This is a genomic window from Thermodesulfatator indicus DSM 15286 (assembly GCF_000217795.1).
Classification (GTDB): Bacteria; Desulfobacterota; Thermodesulfobacteria; order Thermodesulfobacteriales; family Thermodesulfatatoraceae; genus Thermodesulfatator; species Thermodesulfatator indicus.
Genome location: NC_015681.1, coordinates 1,996,391 through 2,019,193, shown reverse-complemented (window position 1 = coordinate 2,019,193; position 22,803 = coordinate 1,996,391). Strand labels below are relative to the sequence as shown.

Sequence of the window (22,803 nt, the reverse complement as noted above, 5' to 3'; positions counted from 1 at the left end):
AACACTGCGGGACCTTGACACCATCCCCATCCGGGCCGATAATGCATGTAAGAGGGGGTGAGAGGAAATGTTTAAATTACTGAGCAGGTGGATAGACAAATTTTTAGAGGACGAGCCTACTCCGGAGGAGATAATGGAAATCCGGGCCCGTGAGGGTACGGCCCTTGACGACCTGGCCGAGGCCAAGGAGGGCTTAAAGGAGTTTTTCCGAGAGCTTGCGGAACCGGGAGAGCCGGAGCCCTGCTGTCCCTGCTGCCCCCTTCGGGAGGAAGAATGGTTAAAAAGACAGGAAGAGTGGTTATGGGATGATTGGTGTGATTACGTTGATTACGAATTAGATCCTGCGAGAGGGATACTAGATAACGATTAATTATCTTTTTTCATAAGTTCGTCGGTATCAACAACCTTATAAGGGACCTGTTGTTTCGGATCTATTCCCCTTACATCTATTTTTTCGCCGAGACGCATCATCTTCATCTTACTTCCGGTACCATATTCGGTTGGCGTAGTGCCGGTGAGGTCGGTTTTCCCGCTATTTTTTTCCATATTAATATGTTTATCAACAGCCTGTTCGGCTCGTTCTTCAAGGGAATTTACCGCACTGAAAATACTTATAGCCGCTATATCAAGTGAAGCATTGCTTCCTGTTTCCAGGGCTTCCCGGTAGGCTTCATTTAGTCTGTGTCTTACGGCCGAGGCTATCACCCTGTAAGCAGCCTCTGCACTTTCAATTTTTCTGTCGATATTTGCTTGCTCATATTTCAGACTCGCCTGTCCACCGTAGTTAAAAGACTTAAGAAACCTGGCCAGGGGTTGGGGAATTATTGTTCCGACGGAACCCACATCCAGGCCGCTACTTCCGGCAGTTTTAACACTCGCAGATGCAGAAACTATTTCACGCTGTTCTTTACCCGCGCTATCTTTAAAGGAGATATCGCCTATGGAAGTTTGTACTCCCTGTGCTAGTTTGTTTGAAAACTCGGTCACAAAAGCCTGCCTAAGCAAAGGATTATCCTTATATTTTTCAAGGGTATCCACGAGTTTTATAGGATTTTTGGCGAGATTAAGGGCTTTTTCCGGTGTAAGATTAAATTCCGGCAAACGAACATCGTGTTTGCGCACAAACGTTTCTCTGGCAAGATTCTTGATGTCATCGACCCTGATGCCGGTGATATTTCCATCCTGGTCTTTAATAGCCCTTCCCTTACCTGCCAGGTCGGCAATGAAGGTATTGCCGGCGAGATCCATAACCAGTGCATCTTTTATAGCAAAGCGGCCTGTATGGGGGTCATACTCCAGGGATTTTGCGCCGTGGACAACATATCCACTATTACCCAGCTGAAAAGAACCGTTCCAGTTTTCATAGGAGATACCGCGAGACTTTTTAAGGGAGGTATCATTGAGTCCCGTATCAAGCCTCTTCCACTGTGCTCCCTCAAGCACCTCAAGTGAGGCCAGGTTACCGTTTTTATCGGTGTTCCAGCGGAGGTGGGCGGACCTTTCGGGGTTTGCAAGGAGCCCGTCAATATATTTTACGGCATTTGTCCAGCCCCGTTTAAGAGCCTGAGCTCTGAGTCCCTGAAGGATTTCGCGACCTTCCCCTGTTTTTGCTGAAAGAGCCATGTTACCGGTTCTGTAATTTTCAAGATTGGTCAGATCTTTATCGTGGTATAGGTCGTAGCTCCTGGCCTCGGAGCCGGCGTTGACGTTCAAATGGGCGAGTTTTCCATCGGGTCCCAGGGTAAGGTCAACATCAGCGGCGCCGTATTTTTCGGCAATACGCCTCAGTCCTTCGGCGGTATTGACGAGGCCTTTTGTTTTCAGTTCATCCGCCATGGTAAGAAGCTGTTGTTTATTCATGGTTCCTGCAAGTTGTAGGAGAGAGGGGGTTCCGTTTTCGGTATTCCAGGCGAAGTCTTTAACTTTAAGGTCGGAAAAGTTGTAGGTTGAAAGTCCCGTCCATTCAGAAAGTTTGCGTTCTATAGCAAAGGAGGGGAGCTGTTTACCGGAGAGCCAGCCGGCCAGATCGGTTGGGGCGGCTCCTGAAAAGAAGCCTTTCATCTGGTTCCAGCGAAGGGCTTCCGCCACCTGTGAGCCGGCCTTACCTTCGGCCACGGCGGAAAGATAGTCCCATACGGAGGAGAAGCCGGCCACCCGGGCCTGTTGTTTAAGTTCGGCGGCGGTTAGTACGTTCTTTCCGAGTTCAATACCGTAGTATCCGGCAAGAGCGGATAAAGGAACGTTTGCGGCGGCGGATCCGCGTGCTGTTGACTGGATGAGTCCACCGGTGCGTGCTCTGGACATCAGATCAAGCACATTAGAACCTACGGCTGAACGAAAGCCTTCAAAGCCTTTTACATTGGAGGCGGTTTCGGCGGCTTCAGCGAAGGCTTTTCTGTCAAAGTAGTTCATGGAGCCGGTCATACGGATACTTGCGGCTTCTTTAGCGTATTTTCCGAGGGCCTGATAGGTTTTCATCCAGCCTTCTTCCTCGGCGGAGACATAGCCGGCGGCTTTAGATGCACCGGAGGAAAGGGAGCCTACCATAGCGGAGGCGAAGTGGGCCATAACGGAGCCACCGAAACGGAAGACGGTATACACGAATGCACCCGCTAGCATAAATCCGAAACTTCTCATACCACCGAGAAGGGCGAAGGCTTTAGAGGATAGGAACCATAGTTCTTCGAGTCCGTGGAGTCCGAGTCGTGCGCCGTCGCTAACGACCTGAAAGATACCGTCCGCCCGGGATATCCACAGGCAATACATTAAGGCATCCATACCGCACCACACGGCCCACCAGAGGAAAATTCCCGCCAGGAATTTAACGGGGCCGGTTCCCGTGCCTATGAATATAAGAGCGAGGGGAATCAGGGAACAGGCGAGAATGTAGAAAATGGTTTTCATAACCGGCAGCCATTCCTGAGCGACGATTCCTTTTCCGGAGAGCTCAGCCTGAGCCCTTGCAAAGGATGCGATACGAGCGGCTTCCACGGAGGGGTCAAGAGAGGAAAGGAATGAGTAAAATACTTTTCCGGCGAATACATTTTTAGCGATATTTTCCGGGGAGACGGTAAGTCCGTTTATAACGTAGCGGCTGAAGACGGTTGACATGGTATCCCGGCAGGCGGAGATAGAGGTTGCATCGGTCCCGTAGTGCATAAGTGTACAGAATTTGTCCACCACTTCCTGCCAGCGTGTATTCTGGAAATATTTATCAAGTCTATCCCAGGCTTCTTTGCAGGAAACACTTTCGTTAGGGGTTCCCGGCGGGAGGGGATTACCGTTTGAATCCAGTGATGTATAGGTATAGAAGAAGTAATTTATGGCTTCACTCCAGGCCCGGTAGGGGTTATCGCCGGAGTAAAGTTTTTTGGCATAGGAAGCTTCACGTGCGGCAAGCAGGGCTACGCAATCCCGAACATAGTTTCCGGCGGACTCCCACATCTGGGGGTCTATTATATTGGCAAGAGCGGTAGCCATTTCACCGCTGTATGATTCTCCTATCATTTTAATACCGTACTCGTATGCAAAGGGAGATATAGGGAGAGAAGGGGCGAGGTAGCTTGTTATCAGGTCTTCGAACTCGGTTGCCACCCAGTTAGGTATGGCCATCATGGCAGCGATACCGGGAGGAATATTTCCCTGGACATGGGAGCGTCCGGTGACATCGTCATACAGGGCGACTCTTGCCGAACCGGAAAGAAAGGCGGCATAGAGGAAAATTGCCACGAAAAATAGTTTGACCCAGGAGGTAAGGCTTCGCTGGTCTCCGAAAAGGAGGTCAAACATACCTGTGGCCATGGTGAGGGTAAGGGCGAGGATGAAGAAGGCGGTAATACCCCCTTTATATGCGGAGGATCCGACAAGGGAAGAGATGAAGACGAGGACCTGTCTCATGGTTTCGAATTCGCCGTGAACGGTTATGGGAAAGTTAAGCATTACTGGTTACCTCCCTTACGGGGTGAATCATATTCAAGAAGTTGAGATCTTATGGCTTCGGTTGAAGTTTCGCGCAGGACCTGAATTAGATCAGCATGCGAAGAGAGCTTGTCCACGACATCTTCCCAGTTTGATCTGGCGTTTTTGATTTTATCAATGATGGTCGTTTGAAAGGCTTTCAGATAGGCCCTGAGACCTTCTCCCTGGGTACAGATGATGCATGACTTATCGGCGGAGAGTTCATTTTCGCATCTATTGAGGTATTCGTTGATAACAGAGGCGGCTTTCTGGGCCTCTGCGTAGACCATAGTGAGGAGGGTATATGCAAATCCTTCAGCAGCAATATCCGAGATGTGGGTTAGAGCGAAGGTAGGGGCATCATAGATATAGAGTTGTTTTATGTAGTTGTAAACGGGAGCCGGGAGCATAGCCATAAGATTCATTTCCGTCGGAGTAAGGGCCTGATGATTGATAGTTTTTATGTAAGCCGACTCCAGGGTATCTTTGATTATATCAATAAGGGGTTTTGCGTTCGGGAAGAAGGATTGGTATTCGGTACATTGCTGTGTTCCCAGGGTTATATCAAGAGGAGACGACGGGCTTGTTTTAAGGGGATTTACCAGGGTTTTTCCGGTTATAAGAACCTCAAGGGGGTTGGATACATTTTTACTTCCGCAACCGGGTATTACATTTACCATCCAGCGGCCGTTGTTCTGATAGAAAACCACATCGCCGAGATATCCTCTGAGGACGGCTTCCAGCTCCTGTCCGTAAGTTGAGAATCTTGTCTGATACACGTAATGGATAAGGGATCCTGAATTAAGGAGATCATTTATGTAGGAGGGGCAATCTCTATTAAGTTCCTGGTTTTCGGTAGAGGAGAGCTGTCCGGGGACAGCGACGGTTTTTAGATGTTGATCCAGCCAATCTTTCCAGCTCCTGACGGTTCCGGCAAGTGTTGCCAGTTTAGAGGCTTCGGTTTTGGTTTTTTCTTTTTGCGCTTCCGGGTTAAAGCCCGCTTTAGAGGCCAGATAGTAGCCGAGCCAGCGCGAGGCCTGGCAGTCGTTTAGCTGGAGAGAGTTAAGCAGGTCCTGAGCCGCATTCATGGCATCAACAATGGTACCGCACTGTTCGCAGATTGAGCGTAGGGCGTATTCAAAGGCGAAGGCCGGAGCTGCGGAGATTATGCGCTGGAATTTATCCACAAGGTAATCGAAATCAAGGAATGAGAAGCCACCCATGAATATATCTATACCGCCGCATCCGAAGTTAATTGAGGGAGGGGTAAAGGTAATGAGGCGATCGGTGGTCATAAGGGTACGGGTTGAGACGGAGCCGAAGGAGAGGTAGCCGCGGCGTCCGGCCTCGATATATGAGGGGCCGGTATAGGAGGTAACGGAGTTATTGAGCCAGTCTTCAACCCAGTCGGCGTGAGCTGCAGTTTTCAGAAATAGAAGTAAAAACAGGAGGAAGACTATTTTTAGTCGCAAAGTCATAACAGACCTCCCGGGAGTTTATTAAACTTTAAGAAAGGTAACACAGTGGGGGGGGAGTGAAGGTGCCGAAAATTTCAAAAAATCGGGTAAAAAAGGGGTATTTTTTTAAAAAAATGTTTTTATTGACAGGGGAGGAGGAAAAAAATATAAAAAAGTCGGTTCCATAAAGGGTTTTGGCAATGAAACAGAGCTTGAGCTCTCACGAGTTTTCTTTTGAATATGAGGGTGATCTCCTTTATTTTGATGTTTTTCCATTTATTTCATCGCTGGGCAGTTTATGTAAGGCTTTAAAAGAAGTCAGCCTCACCTTACACCCGGAATTTGAACTATTGATTGCTGTGCGCGAAACGCGGAAAGGGTCATTTTTAGTTGATCTTGCCTTTCTGGCTACTATTTCAGGCAATCTTTTTCAAGGCCATTTTTTGGGCTATGCCAGAGATTGCCTCCAGGTTTTCGTAAATATCCTCGAGCTACATAGGTTCCTTAAGGGAGAGCCCCCGCGAGAGATAAGAGAGAAAGGTCAAGGGGTGATTGTTACCAATCAGGAAGGTAAGCAAAATATTGTTAATAAGGTTGTTTTCAATATATACAACTCAAAAGTTGAGGTCCGAAACGAAATACAGAAGGGCTTTAGCTCCCTGGAACAGGCTCTGGAGGTGGAGGCCTTCAGCTTGAAAGAAAATGAAAAACTTCTCTTCAGGGCCACAAGGGAAGAGTTTCCTTATTTGGCCAGGCTCCTCATTAAAGAGACAGAAGAAGAACGTGTTACCAAAGAGGTAACTACCATACACATTATTAAGCCTTCTTTTGAGCGTGATTACAAATGGTTCATCGTTTTTAAAGGCCATAAGGTGCACGCTGCTATGTTAGATGAAGAATTTATGGAAAAAGTTGAAAAGGGCCTGGTTCGTTTCGGCAAGGGAGATGCCTTAGAAGTGGAGATAGAGATCAAACAGGTTTATGACCCGGAGCTTGGAACTTTTGTACACAAGGATTATAAAATTTTAAAAGTCTTGCGAGTTTTGCCATCCCACCAGCAGAGGGATCTTAACTTTCACCTACAAGATTAAGGGAATTACTTGATACCAGCAGATACCAGGAAAAACCATTTTCACGCCATCCTATTCCATTTCCATACCGGGATACCATAGCGATACCATTGACATGAAATTCTCTTTATTGTATTAAAATGTAGTGGAGGTGATAAAATGCGAGCGGTTTTGTCTGTGAGCCTTCCCGAAAAATTGGCCAGGGAACTGGAGGCCTTTGCCAGGGAAACGGGGCGTAACAAAAGCGATATCGTGCGAGAATCGGTGAGCCTTTACCTCTGGGAAGCACGTATGAAACGCCTCAAAAAGCAGCTCAGGCCCATGGCTAAAAAGGCGGGCTTATTGACGGAAGAGGATATTTTTGAGCAAATCTCATGAGAGTGGTCTTTGACACCAATGTCTTGATAGCGGCATTCCTCACTGAGGGATTATGCTCGGTGCTCCTTACCCGTGCCCGCCGAAAAGAATTCGAGCTTTTCGTCTGCCCGACGATTCTTGAGGAGTTCGAAAGGATACTTTTACACAAGATCAAAGCTCCCCGGGCCCTTGTTAGAGAAGCCCTTGAGATGATACTGGAAGCCTCGGAGGTCATTCATCCCACTAAAAAGATTCAAGGGGTTTGCCGAGACCAGGACGATGATCAGATTCTAGCTTGCGCCCTTTCAGCTAAAGTCGATTATCTCGTAAGCGGAGACAAAGACCTTCTGGAAATTGGCAGCATTGAAGGGCTAAAAATTATTTCTCCCCGAGAACTTGAAGCCTTTTTCGAGGATTAATGCTGTTTTGCCGGGACGAGTCCGCTGACGCTATGGGTACCGAATTCGGCGGGAGAGATTTCACCGAGGGCGATACGGGCGACGGTGTAGACGTTTTGCCGCAGCACCGGAAGGGCCTCGGCTCCGGCCATAACCGGTAAAGGCGAAATTCCCGGATCACGTGAGATAATAAAGGCCTGAGGGACATATTTAGCTCCCAGACGTTTTGCTATATCCGGACGCGAGTCGGCATCCACGACTACCAGTTTCCAGCCGGTTTCATCCGCAAATTTACGGCAGATTTTTTGGGCCGGTTCGGAAAGGGGTGAACGGCTGGAAACAAGAAGAATCAGGGCGAACCGGTCTCTTATTTTTTGCAGGAAGGAGTTTATTTTCAGGTACCTGGCCCGGGAGAGAGCGCGTGAGGCCTGATAGGTAATCGGGAAATCTGGAGCGTAAGAGAGTTCCGGGTGTTTCAGGAGTACAAAGGACAGAGAACCCGCAAAGCGTACGGATTTTTCCCGGGCAGCTTTCATATATATAGCCCAGCGGGTCACATTTTTTTCTGAGGGATCAGCTACGGCTTCTTCTGTAGCCTTTTGTAGCCATTTTTTGAGGTCCGAGGGTTTCATCTTCAGGACCTCTTCATAGGTAGGCCAGTGGATTTTCGGTTGGCGGACGGGCCGTTCGCCTGAGTTTTGTTTTGTCTCCTGAGTTTTTTTGTATTTTTCATAGGCGTACCAGCCCCTGTGGCCGGTAGCAGGAGGTTCGGCCGAGTACCATCCCGCCCAGACAGGGGTCTGAAATAATAAAAATAAAATAATGATTAGAAGAGCGGTACGGGACATGAGATAACCCTCTTTCGGGATATTGGACCGAAGTATCGGGAATCGTAGGAATGAGGAGATTTATCCCCTATTACGAAGAGATATCCTTCCGGTATAACGGATGAGGCCCCATCGGAAAGCCAGGGGGTGAGGGGGCGGCCGTCTTTTGCGCGAAACTTTATGGGTCCGAGATCGAGTCTCAGGCCTTCACGGGTAAGACAGAAAAAACGTTTGCCTTCCCGGACGATCTTTTCCCCCGGGAAGCAGGCGGCGTGTTTAACGAGTTTGATTCCGTCGGGAACGAAAGGGTCGTTTTCAGGAGGATAGATTTCCACCAGATCAAACCTGTGAAGAACGGATGGACAGGGGTGCCTGAGCATAAAACGTACTCCCGCCGAGGGAGTAGCGGAAAATATTAATTTTTGGGATATAAGGAATATAGATAGAACACAGGAAGTAAACATAATAAATGATAGCGGGAATTTTTTATTTCCGGATAACATTATTTCCTCCCTTCGGGCCTATAGATATACCCCCTTTCAGGACGCAGCGGGCATCAAGAACAACGGCGTTTTCAGGAACGGAACTCAGAATTCGGTCAAGAGCCAGTCGGGCTCTTGCGGCCACTTCGTCGGGGGAGACTTTCTCTCCGGCGATGGCCCGTTCTACGGCTTCGGTACGGAAACGTTTCACCAGAGAATCAATATCCACCACATAGATCCGCGAGGGTGCCAGCTCCCGACGCAGGGGTTGTATCACCGTGCGGTGGTAGACATAGAGAACGACCGAAATCAACAGGACCACGATCAAAAATAGGTCTAAAAATCCGGGATTAATGCGGGATTGCCCGTTTTTTTTCGCGTCATTTTGCATTTACCCGAACCTCCCCGGCAGTCCTCGACTTTTGGGAAGTAGAAACGGTAAACGATGCCGGAATCAGCCTTTCGGGTATTTTCCTGAGTACCCAGCGGGGTTCATCAAGCATAAAAAACACATAATGAGGAGCAACATACATTTTTCCATCAGGTGTTCCCAGAACGAGGGCCCGCACGATTTTAGGCGGTATGACCACCGGAGTTTCAGGCGCTTCAATAAGGTCTCTGAGTTCTCTGAATAGTTCGGCCCGGTAGTTCGGGGCCTCGGCCGAAGATTCCTGTTTTTTCAGAGCTGCCTGTTTTCTGGCTTCAAGTAGTTCTTTATTTTTTTCTTCCCATTTTTTACGTTTTTTCTGCCATCGCGGATCAAACTGCCTGGGGTCAATATCATTTACCGAATCGTTATACGCATCAATGGGGGAAGCACAAATCCCGCTATAGGTTGGAGGGCAGGAAAAATCACTCCTGTATGGAGTCATGCCGCATCCGTATATAAGCGGAAAGAGAAAAAACAGTAACAATAACTTATAGTCCCGCGAGGGAAAGTATTTTGTCTTTTGTTTTAAGACAGCCATCTTTACCTCCGAGGCAGTGTTTTTTGATATGTAATTCAACTCCTTCATCAAATACGACTACCACCCTTTTTTCGGCTCCCACTTCTATTACCGGGAAGGCCTGGCGGGCCATATCCAGGTAGAACCGGGAAAGATTTTGAGAGGCGGAAGCTATCCCCTTACCGACACCTGTTCTAACCGCATTACCCGGATTCAGGGTACGGATCTGTCCCGTAGCCGTTGTAGTAAGATCGTAGGCAGACTGTTCGTATGCTTCTCCGAATCCCTGAAGAAAACTTGCGATAAAGGATCTGGCCAGAAGGGCGCCTGCTCTGGTGACCACGCGGCCCCTGAGACCGATCTTCCCGTCTTCATCGACCACGAATCCCTTTACCTTTTCGTCTATGACCGAAGCCCCGTCGCGTGCAATGCAGGAAAGACGTAAGAGACGAAGATGCGCTCTTTCATCTGCCAGATTACCGCGTACTTCGGCGATGACAAAACAACCTTTGAGGTCCTGTTTAACTTCATTTGGCAGTATGGCGAGATCTCTCAATCTCAAAAATGCCCGAACAGGTTCGGTTTTTGCGGCTTCCATTGTCGGTGCGGCAAAACCGGAAATAAGATCCGCCTCTATCAGTGACGGAGGAAGATAAACACTTTCTTCACTCCCGTTTTTTTTCTTTTTCTTTTGTTCGGAAAGACCTTTTTCCGCAGGGGAAGCGGAATGTCCTATATCTCCCAGGATCTGAGGTTTTTTACGAACGGTTTCGGAAGATTTTCCTCCCGGGGGAGGAGGTGCGGAAAATCCGGGTGATATACCGCTTACCGGTTGTCCTTTTCTCAAACTTTCTATTTCCCTGCGAAGGGATTCTATTTCTTTAAAAGTATCGGATTTTTGCGACTGATTTTGCTCACTCAGTTTTTGATTAATGGCTTTCAATTCAAGGCTCAAACGATCCAGTCGTTTTTCCAGTGCCTTGACCCGGGCCGTTGTCTCGTAATAAAGGGATTTTTCCAGGTATCCGAGTCTCGGCTGGACTTCTTTAAAGCCGGGTTGTTCCTTCTTTTTTTGAACGGGTTCCTGGTTTCTCGATTGATAGGCATAAAAGGCAATAATAATTACTCCCAGGACCAGAAGGATTCTTATGATTTGCTGTTTCTTTTCGGGATCCAGATTTTCAAATTTTTCCCGGAGTTTATTGATCATGACTGCACCTCCGGGATTTTTTCTATAATAACAGCCCTGGTCGTCTCCGACGGACTAAGATTTGTCTTTTCAAGGGATATGGCTATAGGATTTACGGTAATATCCGATCTCAGAAGATCCTTTTCAAGTACTCTTGTTTTTTGTTTAGCCGTAATAGTAAGAACTCTGACCGTTATACCTATTCCGGTAATACGGTATCGGGCCAGTTCGCGAAGACGGATGTTCGAAAAAGATTTTCCCATAATAACTGGATCTACTTTTTCCCAGCCCGGGGGAATACGGTCGGAAAATACTTTTTTGAGGATAGAAACAACAGCCTTATCTATATCTCCGGCATAGAGTTCGGCATTTTTGGCGGCATCGGCTGCCGGATTTACAAGATAAATTGTGCGGGAGGGTATACGGTACGGTCTTCCTATAAAACCATAAGTATTTCCGCCACAGACCACATATACCTCGGTCGGAATGGAGGAATACTCCACCTTACCGTCCGGAAGGACCTTTACCTGTAATTTAAGGTAGGCTTCATGTCCTGCTGTTTGAACTTTTATACCTTTTTCAACTGAATAAAAAACATCGGTAATTTTACCGTTTGTGCATACGATACGATTAACATCGGTAGATGAAATTTTTATCCATTGAATACGTTCCGGCCGCAATATCACCGGGGGTAGAACATCGTAGCTTTTACCCGCGGTTCTCTTTTTTTCCCGGTAATAAGCTTTCTGTGCCGCTTTAATTACGGAAAAAGGGATAATTTTCGAGACAGTATCAGATTGATCTTCGGCAGTTTTTGCGGGACCCTGAGTTACAGGTGTACATGTTCCTCCGGGACACACGGCAAATGACGATACGGGAAGAGCCAGAAATATCATCACTGTTAAAAAAATGTATCTCATGTTTGACCTCCCTGTTCAGAGGGGATGGTTCCTTTGACTTCACTCCATTCCCCCATATCCTTTATAAAAAGGCGTCCGGCCCTTATCCGGTAAGTAAAAGCGAATTCGGCCATCTTACTTTCGGCAACCTTTTCTCCTTCCAGGAGAAGAACATGTTTGCCCGTGGCACGTATTATTTTCCTTTTGGGATCATGCTGTATAGATTGGGGGATAAAAACGGAAACCAGTTTTCCCGTTTGAGCCTCGTCTTCAATAGCCGAAAACTTGCGACGATATCGAGGATAAGTTTCGGGATCCCACATGGTAAGTAATAATTCGTATTGTGCTTTAATTGTTGCCGGAGAATAATTAAAAGCCAGATCAAAGATCATCCTGGCCATTTCAAGGACGTAAGCTTCACTTAAATAATCACCCGTAAGCTCTATCGGATTTTTCAAACCAATGGGAATTAATACAACCTTTTGATATGATACTGCTCTGAAAGTCAGGAACCCGAAAATTATATTAGAAATTGCAAGTACTACTATGACAAATTTGAGCAGCCTATTTTCTCCTATCAAATTGGCCGTACGATTTAAAAAAACATCATATTTCATGACTCTATCCACGCAATTTTTTTACAAAGCTTCCGGGATAACCTCTAAAAGAAGTTAAGCCGAGACGATAAAAGATATGAACGACAAAGCCCCTGGGTCGCTTTCTCTTTTCCTTGCGAAAGAAGATAACGGCCGGCGGTATCAATAAAAGAAGTTTGAAAGTAGTAAACACGGAGATGACATACAGACCGGCCATAAGTCCGAGCTCATCTCTTTCAAACCACAGGAGGCGATAGGGCCGGTGTAAATATCTCGGGAAACCCTGCCCTACCGCCCCGTTCATCATCTCACCTCCTTATTACACATAAAATCCGAGAGATTGAGTAATAGAATCGAGCTTTATAAGACATCCTCCGAAAAGTAGCGTCCCGATACCTGCGGGAACGGAGCCTCTGTCGTGAAGCCCTACCAGACGCGATCCTCCGAAGGAGGCACATCCCATACCCAGTAGAAAACCTAATGGCCCTTTAAGAATTTTGTTAACCCCAAGATCATAAACATCATAGAGAAAGGAACCCGGTGTAGGAGTAGTCCAGGCGAAGGCGTCCGCTGCGAAAATGAGACCGAAAGTCAACATTACGAAGAACATCAGAGCATGCGCAGGTGACATCCCCCGGGTCAGAGAAGAAACCTTCCTGACCCCTTCGGAAAGCCAGACCGAGGCAGCCTCGGCCATCATAAAAAAATACCGACACCTCTCCATAAACACACCTCCTTAATGTTTATTTTTAGCGTGCTCCGCGCGAAGCCACCGATTAATGCCGGTATAAATCAGGCCGGGATTAAACCCCGAAACCACCGTTCTACCCGCAATAAGGAAAGGGGTACCGCGAATACCGAGTTCTCCGGCTATGTTTCGAGAATATGAGAGATGTTCCTCTACACTCTGAAGATCACATTGTTCAGAAATTTCAGGTTTGACAATTTTACCTATCATCAGGTCAACCAGCGCTTTATCGGGCTCTTTCTGACATAGAATCCAGCGGGCGTGTTTTTCTGCCCCGGGATGTAGCTTCGTTAGAGGATAGAGAAACACATATCTGGTAATCTTTGCGGTTAATTCCGGATTTTGAGCGAAAAACCTCTCAAGACGACGACAGAAGGGACAGTCGGGATCGGTAAACTCTATTACTTTAACGGGGCCGGTTCCTATCTTTATAGCCTTCGATAAATCAAGTTTTTTTACAACATCGGTTGCCAGGCGCTCACGGGCTTCAACGGTGATATTTTTTCCCTCCGGCGTGTAAATTTCCCCCACAAGAAGATAGCCCTTTTTATCGGGTTCGGACGGTGGAGCATAATAGACTACATTTAGCCCGAGATGCAGCTCACATAGTCCCCTGACGGGGGAAGGTAAAATCCGGGCCTTTTCGGCGGATACGGGAAAATCCCTTTTGAAGGATTCCCTGCATAATTTTACGAAATTTTCATCCGCAGCTTCTGCCTGAATCGCTATTATCAAAAGGAAAAAGCAGGCTATTGGTAAATATTTTCTCATCTACCGCTCTCCTTCTCCTTTACTTTTATTTCTAGGGGAATACGAAACCGCGGCTGTTTTTCATTTTTTTGCTCACATGAGGCAGTGGGAATGACTACCCATGTAGGGGTAAAAACAGGAACCGCTTCTCCCCTGGAAAAAACATACGGTTTTTCGCAAAATACCAGTCCCAGCATAAGTAAAACGAATAAACAATTTTTTTTCATGGGAGAAAATGTAACCTGTGAGAGGGGGTGAGAAGGGTCCCTTTTTTTAAAAAAATACCCCTTTTTTACCCGATTTTTTGAAATTTTCGGCACCCCGAAAAAGAAAAAGGCGGCCCGGGCCGCCTTTCCCGGCCGCTCTGTGCCGCCTTTTCCGGATTCAGGGGTCCCATATACGTAGGGTAAGGCGTGAACCGAGGCCGGTTTCCCCCGAAGCATCAATCACTCCAGATCAAAATTCCTGACACGGGCCATTAGAGCCTCTAGAGACGAATGTTTCCGGGATTGTCCTTCACCGTTCTCCGTAACCCCCCTCTTAACCCGCCTTTCCTTACCCATTGCCTCTTTCACCCGGGACTTGCATAGCCCCTCTTCCGTCTCAAGCAAAATCGTAATTCCTATCCTTCCCTCAACCAGCGCATTCCAGGTTGTAATCCCATCCTCCCCGCTGGCCCGAATCTCATCAAAAATCCTGCGAAATACACGGTTAAACACCGTCCCGACGCCGTTTAAACTCTTCAAAAATAAAAGATCATCATCAAGGACAATTCGCATGTACCTATTCTTCTTCACCGCCACCCTCCAGTAGCCTGAGCGCAAAACCCCTCACATTCGCAAATTCAGGCTCTTCATCAAGAACCTGCATATCTACCGCCGTCTCCTCATCCGGCTTTACAAAAAAACGTGCTCCGCCACCGGCTATCACCACCCTTCCCAGTAGGGCCATGGCCCTGCTAAAGTCTTCCTTCGCAATAAGACTCGTCCAGAGCCTTGCTGACCATTCCCCGGCACGCGACTTGAGCTCCTCCTCCACCCCGAACCTCCTGAAAACGGGATTGCCCTCCTGTAGAAAATGTGCCACCTCTCCGGGAGAAAACTCCACCCGGGCCTTCGCCGAAAGTATTTTCGCTGCCTCGGAAATAAAATCCACCACCCCCATTCCCGCTACACCAAAACTGCGACGGCCATCGGGCTTCCCGTCAACAAAAACCAGAACATCCACCGTACGAAAACCTATATCCACAACTATCCCGTCCCAGGGCGATAGCGTCTCAAGCCATATCCCGTAACCCTGGGGTATAAGCCGTACCCGGTGGGAATAACTGCGGTCATTTACCATGAGCCGCCCCGCTGCTCGCTCAAAAACTTCCCTTCTCGGCCAATCATGAAGACTTACGGCTATCACCACCTCGTCAACGCCTTCTTTATCCCCGCTCTCAAGTAATGCCCGAACAAGAAGAAGCGGCAGGTATCTCTCTAAAAATCCATCCGTTGTGGTTGATACAACCCGTCCGGCCCGTGCGGCCTCCTCTCCCACCAGCCACTTCTCCCCGGCCCAGAAAATTTCTCCGCTACCCTCTCCGAAATCAAGTCCACCGCGAGCACGAGCTACCAACGTAGGAAACTTGAATAGCCTGGGTTCCTCACCGGACACGGTGTCTACCAGTGCACACTTCACATCGCCGTATCCCGGATCAAAAACAAGTACTTTCATAAAAACCCCCTAAATTAAAAAAATAAGGAGCCTGGCTACCTCAGCCGGTGAGGTAAACCTGACCCGTCGGCCGGCAATATCAATCACTACTCCCGCTCTCCAGAAATCCTCTCCGCTGCGACGCACCTTCCTTAACTCCCGCCCGGGTACATAAGCCGAAAGCGTCCCTTCACGAAAATACCCCCCGTACTCCTGATACAGAACCTTCAAAAGAAAGGCTCTGAGTTTACGAAACATGTCCTCCGAAAGCCTGAGTACCCCTGCATTCCCGGCTACCAACCCAGGCCCCGAGCCATCATCCGTGCTAACCACGCCCATTCCTCCAACCAGACGTAACTTCTCCTCCCTCAGACGCTCCCGGGCAGCACCGGCCGCTTCCCTCACCAGCTCCGAAAGCTCAAATCGCCCGAAAAGCCATACCGGATAGCTACCCCTTCCCTCGCCGGTTGCTTTTTCTGATGAATCCTCTCCGCCGGTTAAAACCTCAATTTGCAACCGTTCCTCACGAAAACCGAATATGGGCCTTTTCGTAAAACCCTGAGCAAGTCTCTCCATCTCCCTAATGAGATCGTTAGTCTCTACACCGGCGGACACCCTGGCAACCAGTTCCCTTAATGCCCCGGGACCGGGCGTACTTAAAAACCAGTATGCACGCAAGAGCCGCTCTCCCTCCGCCGCAGCCCAGGCTTTCGATCCCTCGGGGCCCTGACCAGTTAGCGCTAGCAGTGCCACCTCTCCGATCTCTAACGGATCAGCTGAATAAAACCTCGTGCCATCTCCGTCTGTAAGTACAATCCCGTCCCTCTGAACAATAAACTCAACCGTCCGGCCCGTCGTACCGTAAACAATTACACCCATGACCCTGTTGCACCTCCTGCTATTCCGCTTTTTACGCACTGAATAACAGGTCAACCCTGAACATAAGTGCCTCTAATTCCAGAAGAAAAAAAAATCAGGAGTGTTTTTTTGAAATTTCGGCGGGTATAACCGAATGCTATCGGTATCAAAATTGCATAGGTGTCAAATTACCTTTCTGCCACCGGTGTCAATTCGGTACGTGTGTCAAGCCAGCACCCGTGTTCTGTATATACCAACTATACTTATATTTATATTGGTATTGGTATATAGTATGTATTGATAATGGTATTAGGGGATCAAGTGCTTTTTTAGCACCGGTGTCTTTTTAACGCCTATGTCTTTTTAGCACCGGTGCTAAAAAACATGCGTAAAATGTTCCCTTGACCGGGAGAAAATCCTTTTGAATCGTTGAACAGGCCCCGGAGATTAACCGGAAGAAACAAATATTCTTCTCTCTAAAAGCTTATAAAAATATTTCTCTCTCTCAAAAAAATCCTTTCGGAATGGCGGACTTTTGTCCGGACAAAAAGTTTCAGCCCTTATTATTAGAGAGAGAAATATTTATATATTCTATTCTTGTCTTTTCTATTCTTATCTTATCTGTCCAGACAAAAAATTTTATCTTATCTGTCCGGACAAAAAATTGTGTCCAGACAAAAAAGTCTGGACAGAATTTTTTTGTAAATGTCCGGACAAAAGTTTTGTCCGGATACATCCTGAGTACCTTCTCTCGGCGGGAGAATTGCCTGAGAATTGCCTGCAAATCGCAGACAATTTGGTCATGAAATGCCACGAAATTCCGTGAAAGGGAATTGTGCAAAGAGGACCGGTAAGTATTGATATATCCGGAAAAGCCTGGTGCCCGGGGCCGGAGTCGAACCGGCACGGGGTATTACCCCAGGGGATTTTAAGTCCCCTGCGTCTACCAGTTCCGCCACCCGGGCAAATCTTGGAGACTATTAACATATTTAAAGCCTTGCTGCAACTTAAACAAGGTTTTTCCCTGCCCTTTATCTTCGCTAAAAACTGCTCTGTGGCCTAAAACTCCTCGTAGTGACAAGGCTGGTGGCTAGCTTAGTCAAGTAACTTCAATTAGACCACTCCTGCACGACGGAGAAATTCTATAATTTTTTCTACTACTTCCTCAGTGGTTAAGTGGTCTGTCTCAACAATAAGATCGGCGTAACGCTGATAGAGAGGCTCTCGTTGGACAAGGATACAGGCTACTTCCTCCTGTAAGCTTTTATCGGTAAGAGAAGGCCTGAAGGCACAGGTTTTTTCGTCTTTTTCCAGGCGAGAGAGAACTGCTTCTGGAAGAGCTTTCAACCATATGATAGAACTGTTGGCCTTAAGAAGATCCATTTCGTCAGCGTGCATCACCGAACCACCGCCAAGGGCCAGGACCAGGTTATCTCTCTTACTCATCTCGTAAAGGGCAGCTTTTTCAAGCTCTCTAAAATAAGGCCAGCCCTTTTCTTCTACGATTTCCGCGATACTTTTACCAGCCTTCTCAACGATATATTCGTCAAGGTCTAAAAAGGGCAGACCCAGGCGGTTAGCAAGCTCCCGCCCAACTGAAGTCTTTCCTGTAGCCCTAAAGCCAATCAAAATTACTTTCATGCGTAAAGAGTCCCGAGAATCTCCCAGAAGTTTGGAAAAGACTTGGCCACACACCCAGGGTTTAAGATAACCATGCCTTCCACCACCAGGCCTAAAATAGCAAAGGCCATAGCTATACGATGGTCGTCATAGGTTTCAATCTCAGCACCTTTTATATTGTCTGTGCCCTCTATGATTAAGCCGTCTTCAAGCTCTTCTACTGGCACCTCACACTTGCGAAGTTCGGTGGCCACGGCCTTTAGCCTATCAGTCTCTTTAAAGCGCAGGTGGGGGACGCCTCTGATTATGGTCTTACCTTTGGCTTTGGCGGCAACCACCGCAAGCGTTGGCACAAGATCCGGATAGCGTCCCATGTTTATGTCTATCCCTCTGAGGGAGATTTTAGGATCTCGTGTGACTGTAACTCCCTTATCATAAGTAACTTCACAACCCATGCGTGAAAGAATACCAGCAAAGGCCGCATCTCCCTGAAGAGAATCCTTAGGTAGGTTAGCCACGGTAACCTGACCACCTACTAAAGCTGCCGCCGCCAAAAAATAAGAGGCACTTGAGGCATCAGCTTCTATTTGATAATGCCTAGCCTGATATTTTTGCTGGTGAACTAAAAAAGTCTCTTCTCTTTCTTCAACTTCAGCCCCAAAAATCTCCATAACCGCTAGCGTCAGATCCACATAAGGGCGAGAAACCAACGGACTTGAAAGTTTAATAACCGCTGGCTCCCTGGTATAAGGCCCTACCAATAATAGGGCTGAAAGAAACTGACTACTTTCTGAAACAGAAAGGCTAACCTCACCTCCAGAAAGCCCACCACCGGCTATTTTAATCGGCAAAAAACCTTCCTTTTCAAGGCAGGAAAGAGAGGCTCCCCAAGCGCGCAAAGCCTCTATCAGGGACTTAAAAGGCCGTTCGCAAAGCCTTTTAGTCCCGGTCAAGACAATGGGAGTACCTTTACCCAGAGAAGCATAAGCCAGGAAAAACCGGGCACCTGTACCATTGTTGCCCATAAAAATTTCTTTGCCGCTAAGTCTCGGGCTTCCACCTATACCGCCTATCTTCAAAGCGGTTTCAGAAAACTCTACCCTGACTCCAGTAGCGGCCAGTGCCTGGGCCAGGAGATCTGGGTCTTCGCTTCGGAGGGCATCTTCCAAAATTGATTCCCCTTCAGCCAGCGCCGCACAAATCAAAGCCCTCTGGGTAATACTCTTTGAGCCAGGCACTTTTACCAGGGCCTCTATCGGCCCTTTAAGCGGCTTAATTTCGCGCTTGGTCATTTTTTTCTCCTAAAAGTTCTTTTTCGGCCGCTTCCCTCATCAAAGAAGCTTGAGGCCGCGCTCCAAACCATAGATAAAATTGTTCAATCCCTTGGTAAACCAACATGGAAAGGCCATCTATGGTTTCACAGCCGGCCTCTTCAGCCTCTCTCAAAAGACGGGTTTTTAAAGGTTGATAAACAATGTCCATCACTAACTTGAAGCGCGAAAGCACTTCTTTGGGCACCGGGCTTTTATCTTCTTTTAAGCCTACACTGGTGGTCTGAATGAGAATATCACCTGAAGCACTTGCTAATTCTTCCCAGGGTAAAGCCACACCACCCAAAGTTTGGGCAAGTCTTTTAGCTTTTTCAAAGGTGCGGTTATAAATAGCCACTGACGCCCCTTCTTTTATCAGGGCGTAAACCACCGCTTTGGCCGCTCCACCAGCACCTACGACTACGGCCTTTTGGCCAGAAATAGCTATTTTTTCTTCTAGCGCCTTTTTAACACCAATCCAATCGGTATTAAAACCTAAAAGCCGCCCGTCTTTATTTACTATGGTGTTTACCGCGCCGATTTCGCTGGCCACCGGGTCTATCTCATCAAGCAAAGGCATGACAGTTTCCTTGTGAGGCACAGTAACAGAAACACCTTTTATGTTTAGGGCCCTTATGCCTTTTATTCCCTCAGCCAGATTCTCCGGAGCAAGGGGCAAAAGCCCATAAACAGCCCTTATACCCAGGCTTTTAAAGGCCGCATTGTGCATAGCCGGAGACAAAGAGTGTGCAACCGGCCAACCTATAATTCCATAAGTGTCCATATCAAAAAACTTTACTTAGAGTTATCAGAAAAGAAAAGCTTTTTTGTGTGAAAAGACATTGGAAGGCACAGCCCCCAAAGCCCCCCAAAATTTACTTTCTAGGGTTTCAGGGCGAAGCCCTGAGATTTACGCTCAAGCGGAAATCAAAGGTATCTAACGAAAGAAGCGGCTTATGAGGCTTTTCAAAATTTCTGCAGGGAAAATATAAAATAAAGCCAACGCAGCAAGTATAAACCACCACTTCTCTGAAATAGGAACCGTATGCAAATACTTATTAAAAAACGGACATTGCACGATCATAATTTGCGAGGCCACCATAAAAAGGACACTCAAATTCAACCACTTGTTAGCTAAAGGATTGTAGCGCCAGATATTTAAGTACTCTGAACGCGAAACATAAGCCACAGCTACGGCCATAAATACAAAACCGGTAAAAAGAACTGTCTGCGAAAAGATTACCGATTGTGAAGCAGAAAAACCATAAACAAAGACCGGCAATAAAAAGAAGGCTATTAGGACAGAAAAGGCCCCGATTAAGGCCACCAATCTTCTGGTAAAAACGCCTTCCTGAGGAGGCCTTGGAGGCCGTTTCATGAGGTCTGGAGCAGGAGGGTCAACTCCCAAAGCCAGTGCTGGTGGACCGTTTGTTACCAGATTAATCCAGAGAATGTGAATAGCCGTAAGCGGTAGAGCGAGCCCTTTTAAAAAGCCTGCTATTAACACCAAGATCTCTGAAAGGTTAAAGCTCAACAAAAAGAGCATGTACTTCTTTATGTTATCAAAGATAGTGCGGCCTTCTTCCACCGCGGCCACAATAGTGGCAAAGTTATCATCGGCAAGGATAATATCCGAAGCCTCTTTAGCCACCTGAGTGCCGGTAATCCCCATGGCAATACCAATGTCTGCGGCTTTTAAGGCCGGAGCGTCGTTCACCCCGTCGCCAGTCATGGCTACAATGTGTCCGTCCTCTTTTAAAAGTTTAACCAAGCGCAACTTGTGAGCCGGAGAGACTCTGGCAAAAACAGAAACCTTTTTCAGTTTTTCTTTTAGCTCGTGGTCAGAAAGGTTTTCAAGCTCCCTCGCTGTCAAAGCAAATGCAGGTCTTTTCTCAGGCACGATACCCAGGTCATAACCAATAGTCAGCGCTGTTTTAGCGTGGTCACCAGTGATCATAATCACTCTGATGCCGGCCTCATGGCACTTTTTAACCGCTTCTCGCACCTCTGGACGCGGGGGGTCAATCATACCCTGAAGGCCACAGAAAATGAGATCTCTTTCTATTTCATTTTCTGAGGGCACGCTCTCTACTTCGCGAAAAGCAAAGGCCATAACCCTTAAGGCTTCGTCTGCCATTGCGTCTGTCATCTGGGCTATTTTTTGCTTTTCCTGGGCGTTTAGTGGGAAAATTTTATCGTCTTTTTGATAGTGTGAAGAAATACCAAGAAGGCTCTCAAGAGAACCCTTGGTCAAAATCAAATAGCGCCCGTTTGCCTTTTCGCGCACCACCACGCTCATTCTCTTGCGGTCACTATCAAAGGGGACTTCCGCTACTCTTTCAAAGGCCTCTGGATTAAGGCCAGCTTTAAGGCCCGCCACCAGAAGGGCGATTTCGGTAGGATCGCCTATAAACTTGCCATCTTCCAGGCGAGCGTCGTTACAAAGAAGCCCAACCAAAAGGGTGTGATAAAGATCCGGGTGGTGAAAGATATCAACTGGCTTTCCTTTATAAAGGATCTGGCCCTTGGTTTCGTAGCCGGTCCCGGTAATTTCAAAGAGTTTATCCCCGGCCCATATCTTCTTAACGGTCATTTCGTTTTTGGTAAGCGTGCCCGTTTTGTCCGTGCAGATAACGGTGGTGGAGCCCAGGGTTTCTACAGCAGGCAAACGTTTGACAATGGCCCTGCGTTTGGCCATGCGTGAAACTCCAATGGCCAGAGCAGCGGTAACAACGGCTGGTAAAGACTCTGGCACCGCCGCCACCGCGAGGGAAACGCCCCAGAGAAACATCTCAAGCCAGGAGTGCCCGCGCATTATGCCAAAGGCCGCGGCCACCGCGGCCACTATAAGTGACAAAACCCCTAGCCAGCGGCCAATAACCGCAAGCCTCTTTTCAAGAGGGGTCTTTTCTTCTTCAACCCCTTTAAGCATGTGAGCTATTTTTCCAAACTCTGTGGCTTTTCCCGTGGCCACTACCAGGCCAAGACCTCGGCCGTTAATCACCGTGGTACCAGCAAAGGCCATGTTACGCCTATCAGGAAGAGGTGTTTCTGGAGGCAAAACTAAAGAAGCGTCTTTACTTACCGGAACTGATTCCCCAGTAAACGGGGCCTCGTCTATTTTGAGATTAATGCTTTCAACGAGACGCACATCTGCAGCCACCTTGTCTCCAGCCGCAAGCACCAGGATATCTCCTGGAACCACTTCACGGGCAGGAATTTTCAGGTGTTTTCCTTCACGAATTACTATGGCCTCTGGAGCGGCCATTTCTTTTAGGGCGGCAAGAGCCTTATCAGCCTTCCATTCCTGGATAAAACCAAGCACCCCACAGGCCAGGACTATCAATAATATGACCACCGCTTCAATTTCGTCTCCCACTAAAAAAGAAATGCTAGCCGCGATAAGAAGAATAAAAATCAATACGTTGGCAAACTGGGCCAGGAATAGTTTTAAGGGAGATTTTTTAGGAGCTTCTTCCAATTCATTAGGGCCGTAAGTATCAAGGCGCTTTTTCGCTTCAGCGACGGAAAGCCCTGTTATTGAAGTCTCTAAAAGCTTGAAAAGTTCCTCTAAAGTAAGGCTATGGGGATTTGGAGGTAATTTAGTCACATCTTTAAGTTTTAAGAAACAATTAAGGGG

Annotated in this window: 23 protein-coding genes and 1 tRNA gene; 4 read left to right on the top strand and 20 right to left on the bottom strand. The window is 47.6% G+C overall.

All coding sequences use genetic code 11. From position 1 onward, the window contains the following. The first annotated feature begins 67 nt into the window (after positions 1–67). Positions 68–370, top strand: coding sequence for a hypothetical protein (locus THEIN_RS09925; protein WP_041434697.1), 303 nt, complete (start codon positions 68–70; stop codon positions 368–370). Here THEIN_RS09925 and THEIN_RS09920 read toward each other — a convergent pair. Both THEIN_RS09920 and THEIN_RS11770 read right to left on the bottom strand, forming a co-directional pair. Continuing rightward, entirely contained in the window at positions 367–3,939 is a 3,573-nt protein-coding gene (locus THEIN_RS09920) for a conjugal transfer protein TraG N-terminal domain-containing protein (RefSeq protein ID WP_013908536.1), read from the bottom strand. The two genes, THEIN_RS09925 and THEIN_RS09920, sit on opposite strands and share 4 nt — an antisense overlap. After that, positions 3,939–5,435 carry a conjugal transfer protein TraH gene (locus tag THEIN_RS11770; protein WP_013908535.1) on the bottom strand — a complete coding sequence of 499 codons (1,497 nt, stop codon included), beginning with the start codon at positions 5,433–5,435 and terminating at the stop codon, positions 3,939–3,941. The genes THEIN_RS09920 and THEIN_RS11770 overlap by 1 nt, the downstream gene beginning before the upstream one ends. A gap of 179 nt (positions 5,436–5,614) precedes the next feature. Between THEIN_RS11770 and THEIN_RS09910 the strand changes: the two genes are divergently transcribed. The 3 genes from THEIN_RS09910 to THEIN_RS09900 all read left to right on the top strand — a co-directional run bounded on the left by THEIN_RS09910 (position 5,615) and on the right by THEIN_RS09900 (position 7,260). Next, entirely contained in the window at positions 5,615–6,505 is an 891-nt protein-coding gene (locus THEIN_RS09910; RefSeq protein ID WP_013908534.1) for an LAPAL motif-containing putative phage structural protein, read from the top strand. Positions 6,506–6,643: 138 nt separating this feature from the next. Further along, on the top strand, positions 6,644–6,862 hold the full coding sequence (locus THEIN_RS09905) for a ribbon-helix-helix protein, CopG family (RefSeq protein ID WP_013908533.1): 219 nt from the start codon (positions 6,644–6,646) through the stop codon (positions 6,860–6,862). Further along, entirely contained in the window at positions 6,859–7,260 is a 402-nt protein-coding gene (locus THEIN_RS09900; protein WP_013908532.1) for a putative toxin-antitoxin system toxin component, PIN family, read from the top strand. Before THEIN_RS09905 ends, THEIN_RS09900 begins: the two co-directional genes overlap by 4 nt. On the opposite strand, the gene THEIN_RS09895 is transcribed toward THEIN_RS09900, so the two are convergent. From THEIN_RS09895 to THEIN_RS09800, 18 genes are all read right to left on the bottom strand, one after another. Beyond that, positions 7,257–8,087: a conjugal transfer protein TraF gene (locus tag THEIN_RS09895; protein WP_013908531.1), complete on the bottom strand. Its 831-nt coding sequence runs from the start codon at positions 8,085–8,087 to the stop codon at positions 7,257–7,259. The two genes, THEIN_RS09900 and THEIN_RS09895, sit on opposite strands and share 4 nt — an antisense overlap. Next, positions 8,066–8,569, bottom strand: a complete 504-nt coding sequence (locus tag THEIN_RS09890) for a S26 family signal peptidase (RefSeq protein WP_013908530.1) — start codon at positions 8,567–8,569, stop codon at positions 8,066–8,068. The genes THEIN_RS09895 and THEIN_RS09890 overlap by 22 nt, the downstream gene beginning before the upstream one ends. Then, the gene (locus THEIN_RS09885) at positions 8,553–8,825 is read right to left on the bottom strand and encodes a hypothetical protein (RefSeq protein ID WP_169311175.1); all 273 of its coding nucleotides are present in this window, start codon (positions 8,823–8,825) and stop codon (positions 8,553–8,555) included. The genes THEIN_RS09890 and THEIN_RS09885 overlap by 17 nt, the downstream gene beginning before the upstream one ends. 103 nt (positions 8,826–8,928) lie before the next feature. Next, positions 8,929–9,420: a TraV family lipoprotein gene (locus tag THEIN_RS09880; protein WP_041434694.1), complete on the bottom strand. Its 492-nt coding sequence runs from the start codon at positions 9,418–9,420 to the stop codon at positions 8,929–8,931. 46 nt (positions 9,421–9,466) lie between these two features. Further along, the gene (locus THEIN_RS09875; protein ID WP_013908527.1) at positions 9,467–10,705 is read right to left on the bottom strand and encodes a TrbI/VirB10 family protein; all 1,239 of its coding nucleotides are present in this window, start codon (positions 10,703–10,705) and stop codon (positions 9,467–9,469) included. Next, positions 10,702–11,604 carry a TraK domain-containing protein gene (locus THEIN_RS09870; RefSeq protein WP_013908526.1) on the bottom strand — a complete coding sequence of 301 codons (903 nt, stop codon included), beginning with the start codon at positions 11,602–11,604 and terminating at the stop codon, positions 10,702–10,704. Before THEIN_RS09870 ends, THEIN_RS09875 begins: the two co-directional genes overlap by 4 nt. Then, positions 11,601–12,200, bottom strand: a complete 600-nt coding sequence (locus THEIN_RS09865) for a type IV conjugative transfer system protein TraE (protein WP_013908525.1) — start codon at positions 12,198–12,200, stop codon at positions 11,601–11,603. The genes THEIN_RS09870 and THEIN_RS09865 overlap by 4 nt, the downstream gene beginning before the upstream one ends. Before the next feature lie 4 nt (positions 12,201–12,204). Then, positions 12,205–12,486 (bottom strand): type IV conjugative transfer system protein TraL, encoded by a 282-nt coding sequence (gene traL / locus THEIN_RS09860; RefSeq protein ID WP_013908524.1) that lies wholly within the window; start codon positions 12,484–12,486, stop codon positions 12,205–12,207. Positions 12,487–12,498: 12 nt separating this feature from the next. Beyond that, positions 12,499–12,903, bottom strand: coding sequence for a hypothetical protein (locus tag THEIN_RS09855; RefSeq protein WP_013908523.1), 405 nt, complete (start codon positions 12,901–12,903; stop codon positions 12,499–12,501). 12 nt (positions 12,904–12,915) lie between these two features. Next, positions 12,916–13,698, bottom strand: coding sequence for a DsbC family protein (locus tag THEIN_RS09850; RefSeq protein ID WP_013908522.1), 783 nt, complete (start codon positions 13,696–13,698; stop codon positions 12,916–12,918). Between the two features lie 425 nt (positions 13,699–14,123). Then, complete coding sequence (locus THEIN_RS09840) at positions 14,124–14,474, bottom strand: hypothetical protein (RefSeq protein WP_013908520.1); 351 nt, start codon at positions 14,472–14,474, stop codon at positions 14,124–14,126. Then, a complete protein-coding gene (locus tag THEIN_RS09835; RefSeq protein WP_013908519.1) occupies positions 14,461–15,396 on the bottom strand; it encodes a ParM/StbA family protein in 936 nt (311 codons plus the stop codon). The genes THEIN_RS09840 and THEIN_RS09835 overlap by 14 nt, the downstream gene beginning before the upstream one ends. Positions 15,397–15,405: 9 nt before the next feature. After that, positions 15,406–16,254 carry a hypothetical protein gene (locus THEIN_RS09830; protein ID WP_013908518.1) on the bottom strand — a complete coding sequence of 283 codons (849 nt, stop codon included), beginning with the start codon at positions 16,252–16,254 and terminating at the stop codon, positions 15,406–15,408. An 856-nt stretch (positions 16,255–17,110) separates the two neighbouring features. Continuing rightward, positions 17,111–17,198 (bottom strand) — tRNA-Leu (locus THEIN_RS09820). A 148-nt stretch (positions 17,199–17,346) separates the two neighbouring features. Then, on the bottom strand, positions 17,347–17,874 hold the full coding sequence (locus THEIN_RS09815) for a shikimate kinase (protein WP_013908517.1): 528 nt from the start codon (positions 17,872–17,874) through the stop codon (positions 17,347–17,349). Beyond that, positions 17,871–19,145, bottom strand: coding sequence for a 3-phosphoshikimate 1-carboxyvinyltransferase (aroA, locus tag THEIN_RS09810; protein ID WP_013908516.1), 1,275 nt, complete (start codon positions 19,143–19,145; stop codon positions 17,871–17,873). The genes THEIN_RS09815 and aroA overlap by 4 nt, the downstream gene beginning before the upstream one ends. Then, positions 19,126–19,947 carry a shikimate dehydrogenase gene (locus THEIN_RS09805; protein WP_013908515.1) on the bottom strand — a complete coding sequence of 274 codons (822 nt, stop codon included), beginning with the start codon at positions 19,945–19,947 and terminating at the stop codon, positions 19,126–19,128. Before THEIN_RS09805 ends, aroA begins: the two co-directional genes overlap by 20 nt. 153 nt (positions 19,948–20,100) lie before the next feature. After that, complete coding sequence (locus THEIN_RS09800) at positions 20,101–22,773, bottom strand: cation-translocating P-type ATPase (RefSeq protein ID WP_013908514.1); 2,673 nt, start codon at positions 22,771–22,773, stop codon at positions 20,101–20,103. Between the last annotated feature and the right edge of the window lie 30 nt (positions 22,774–22,803).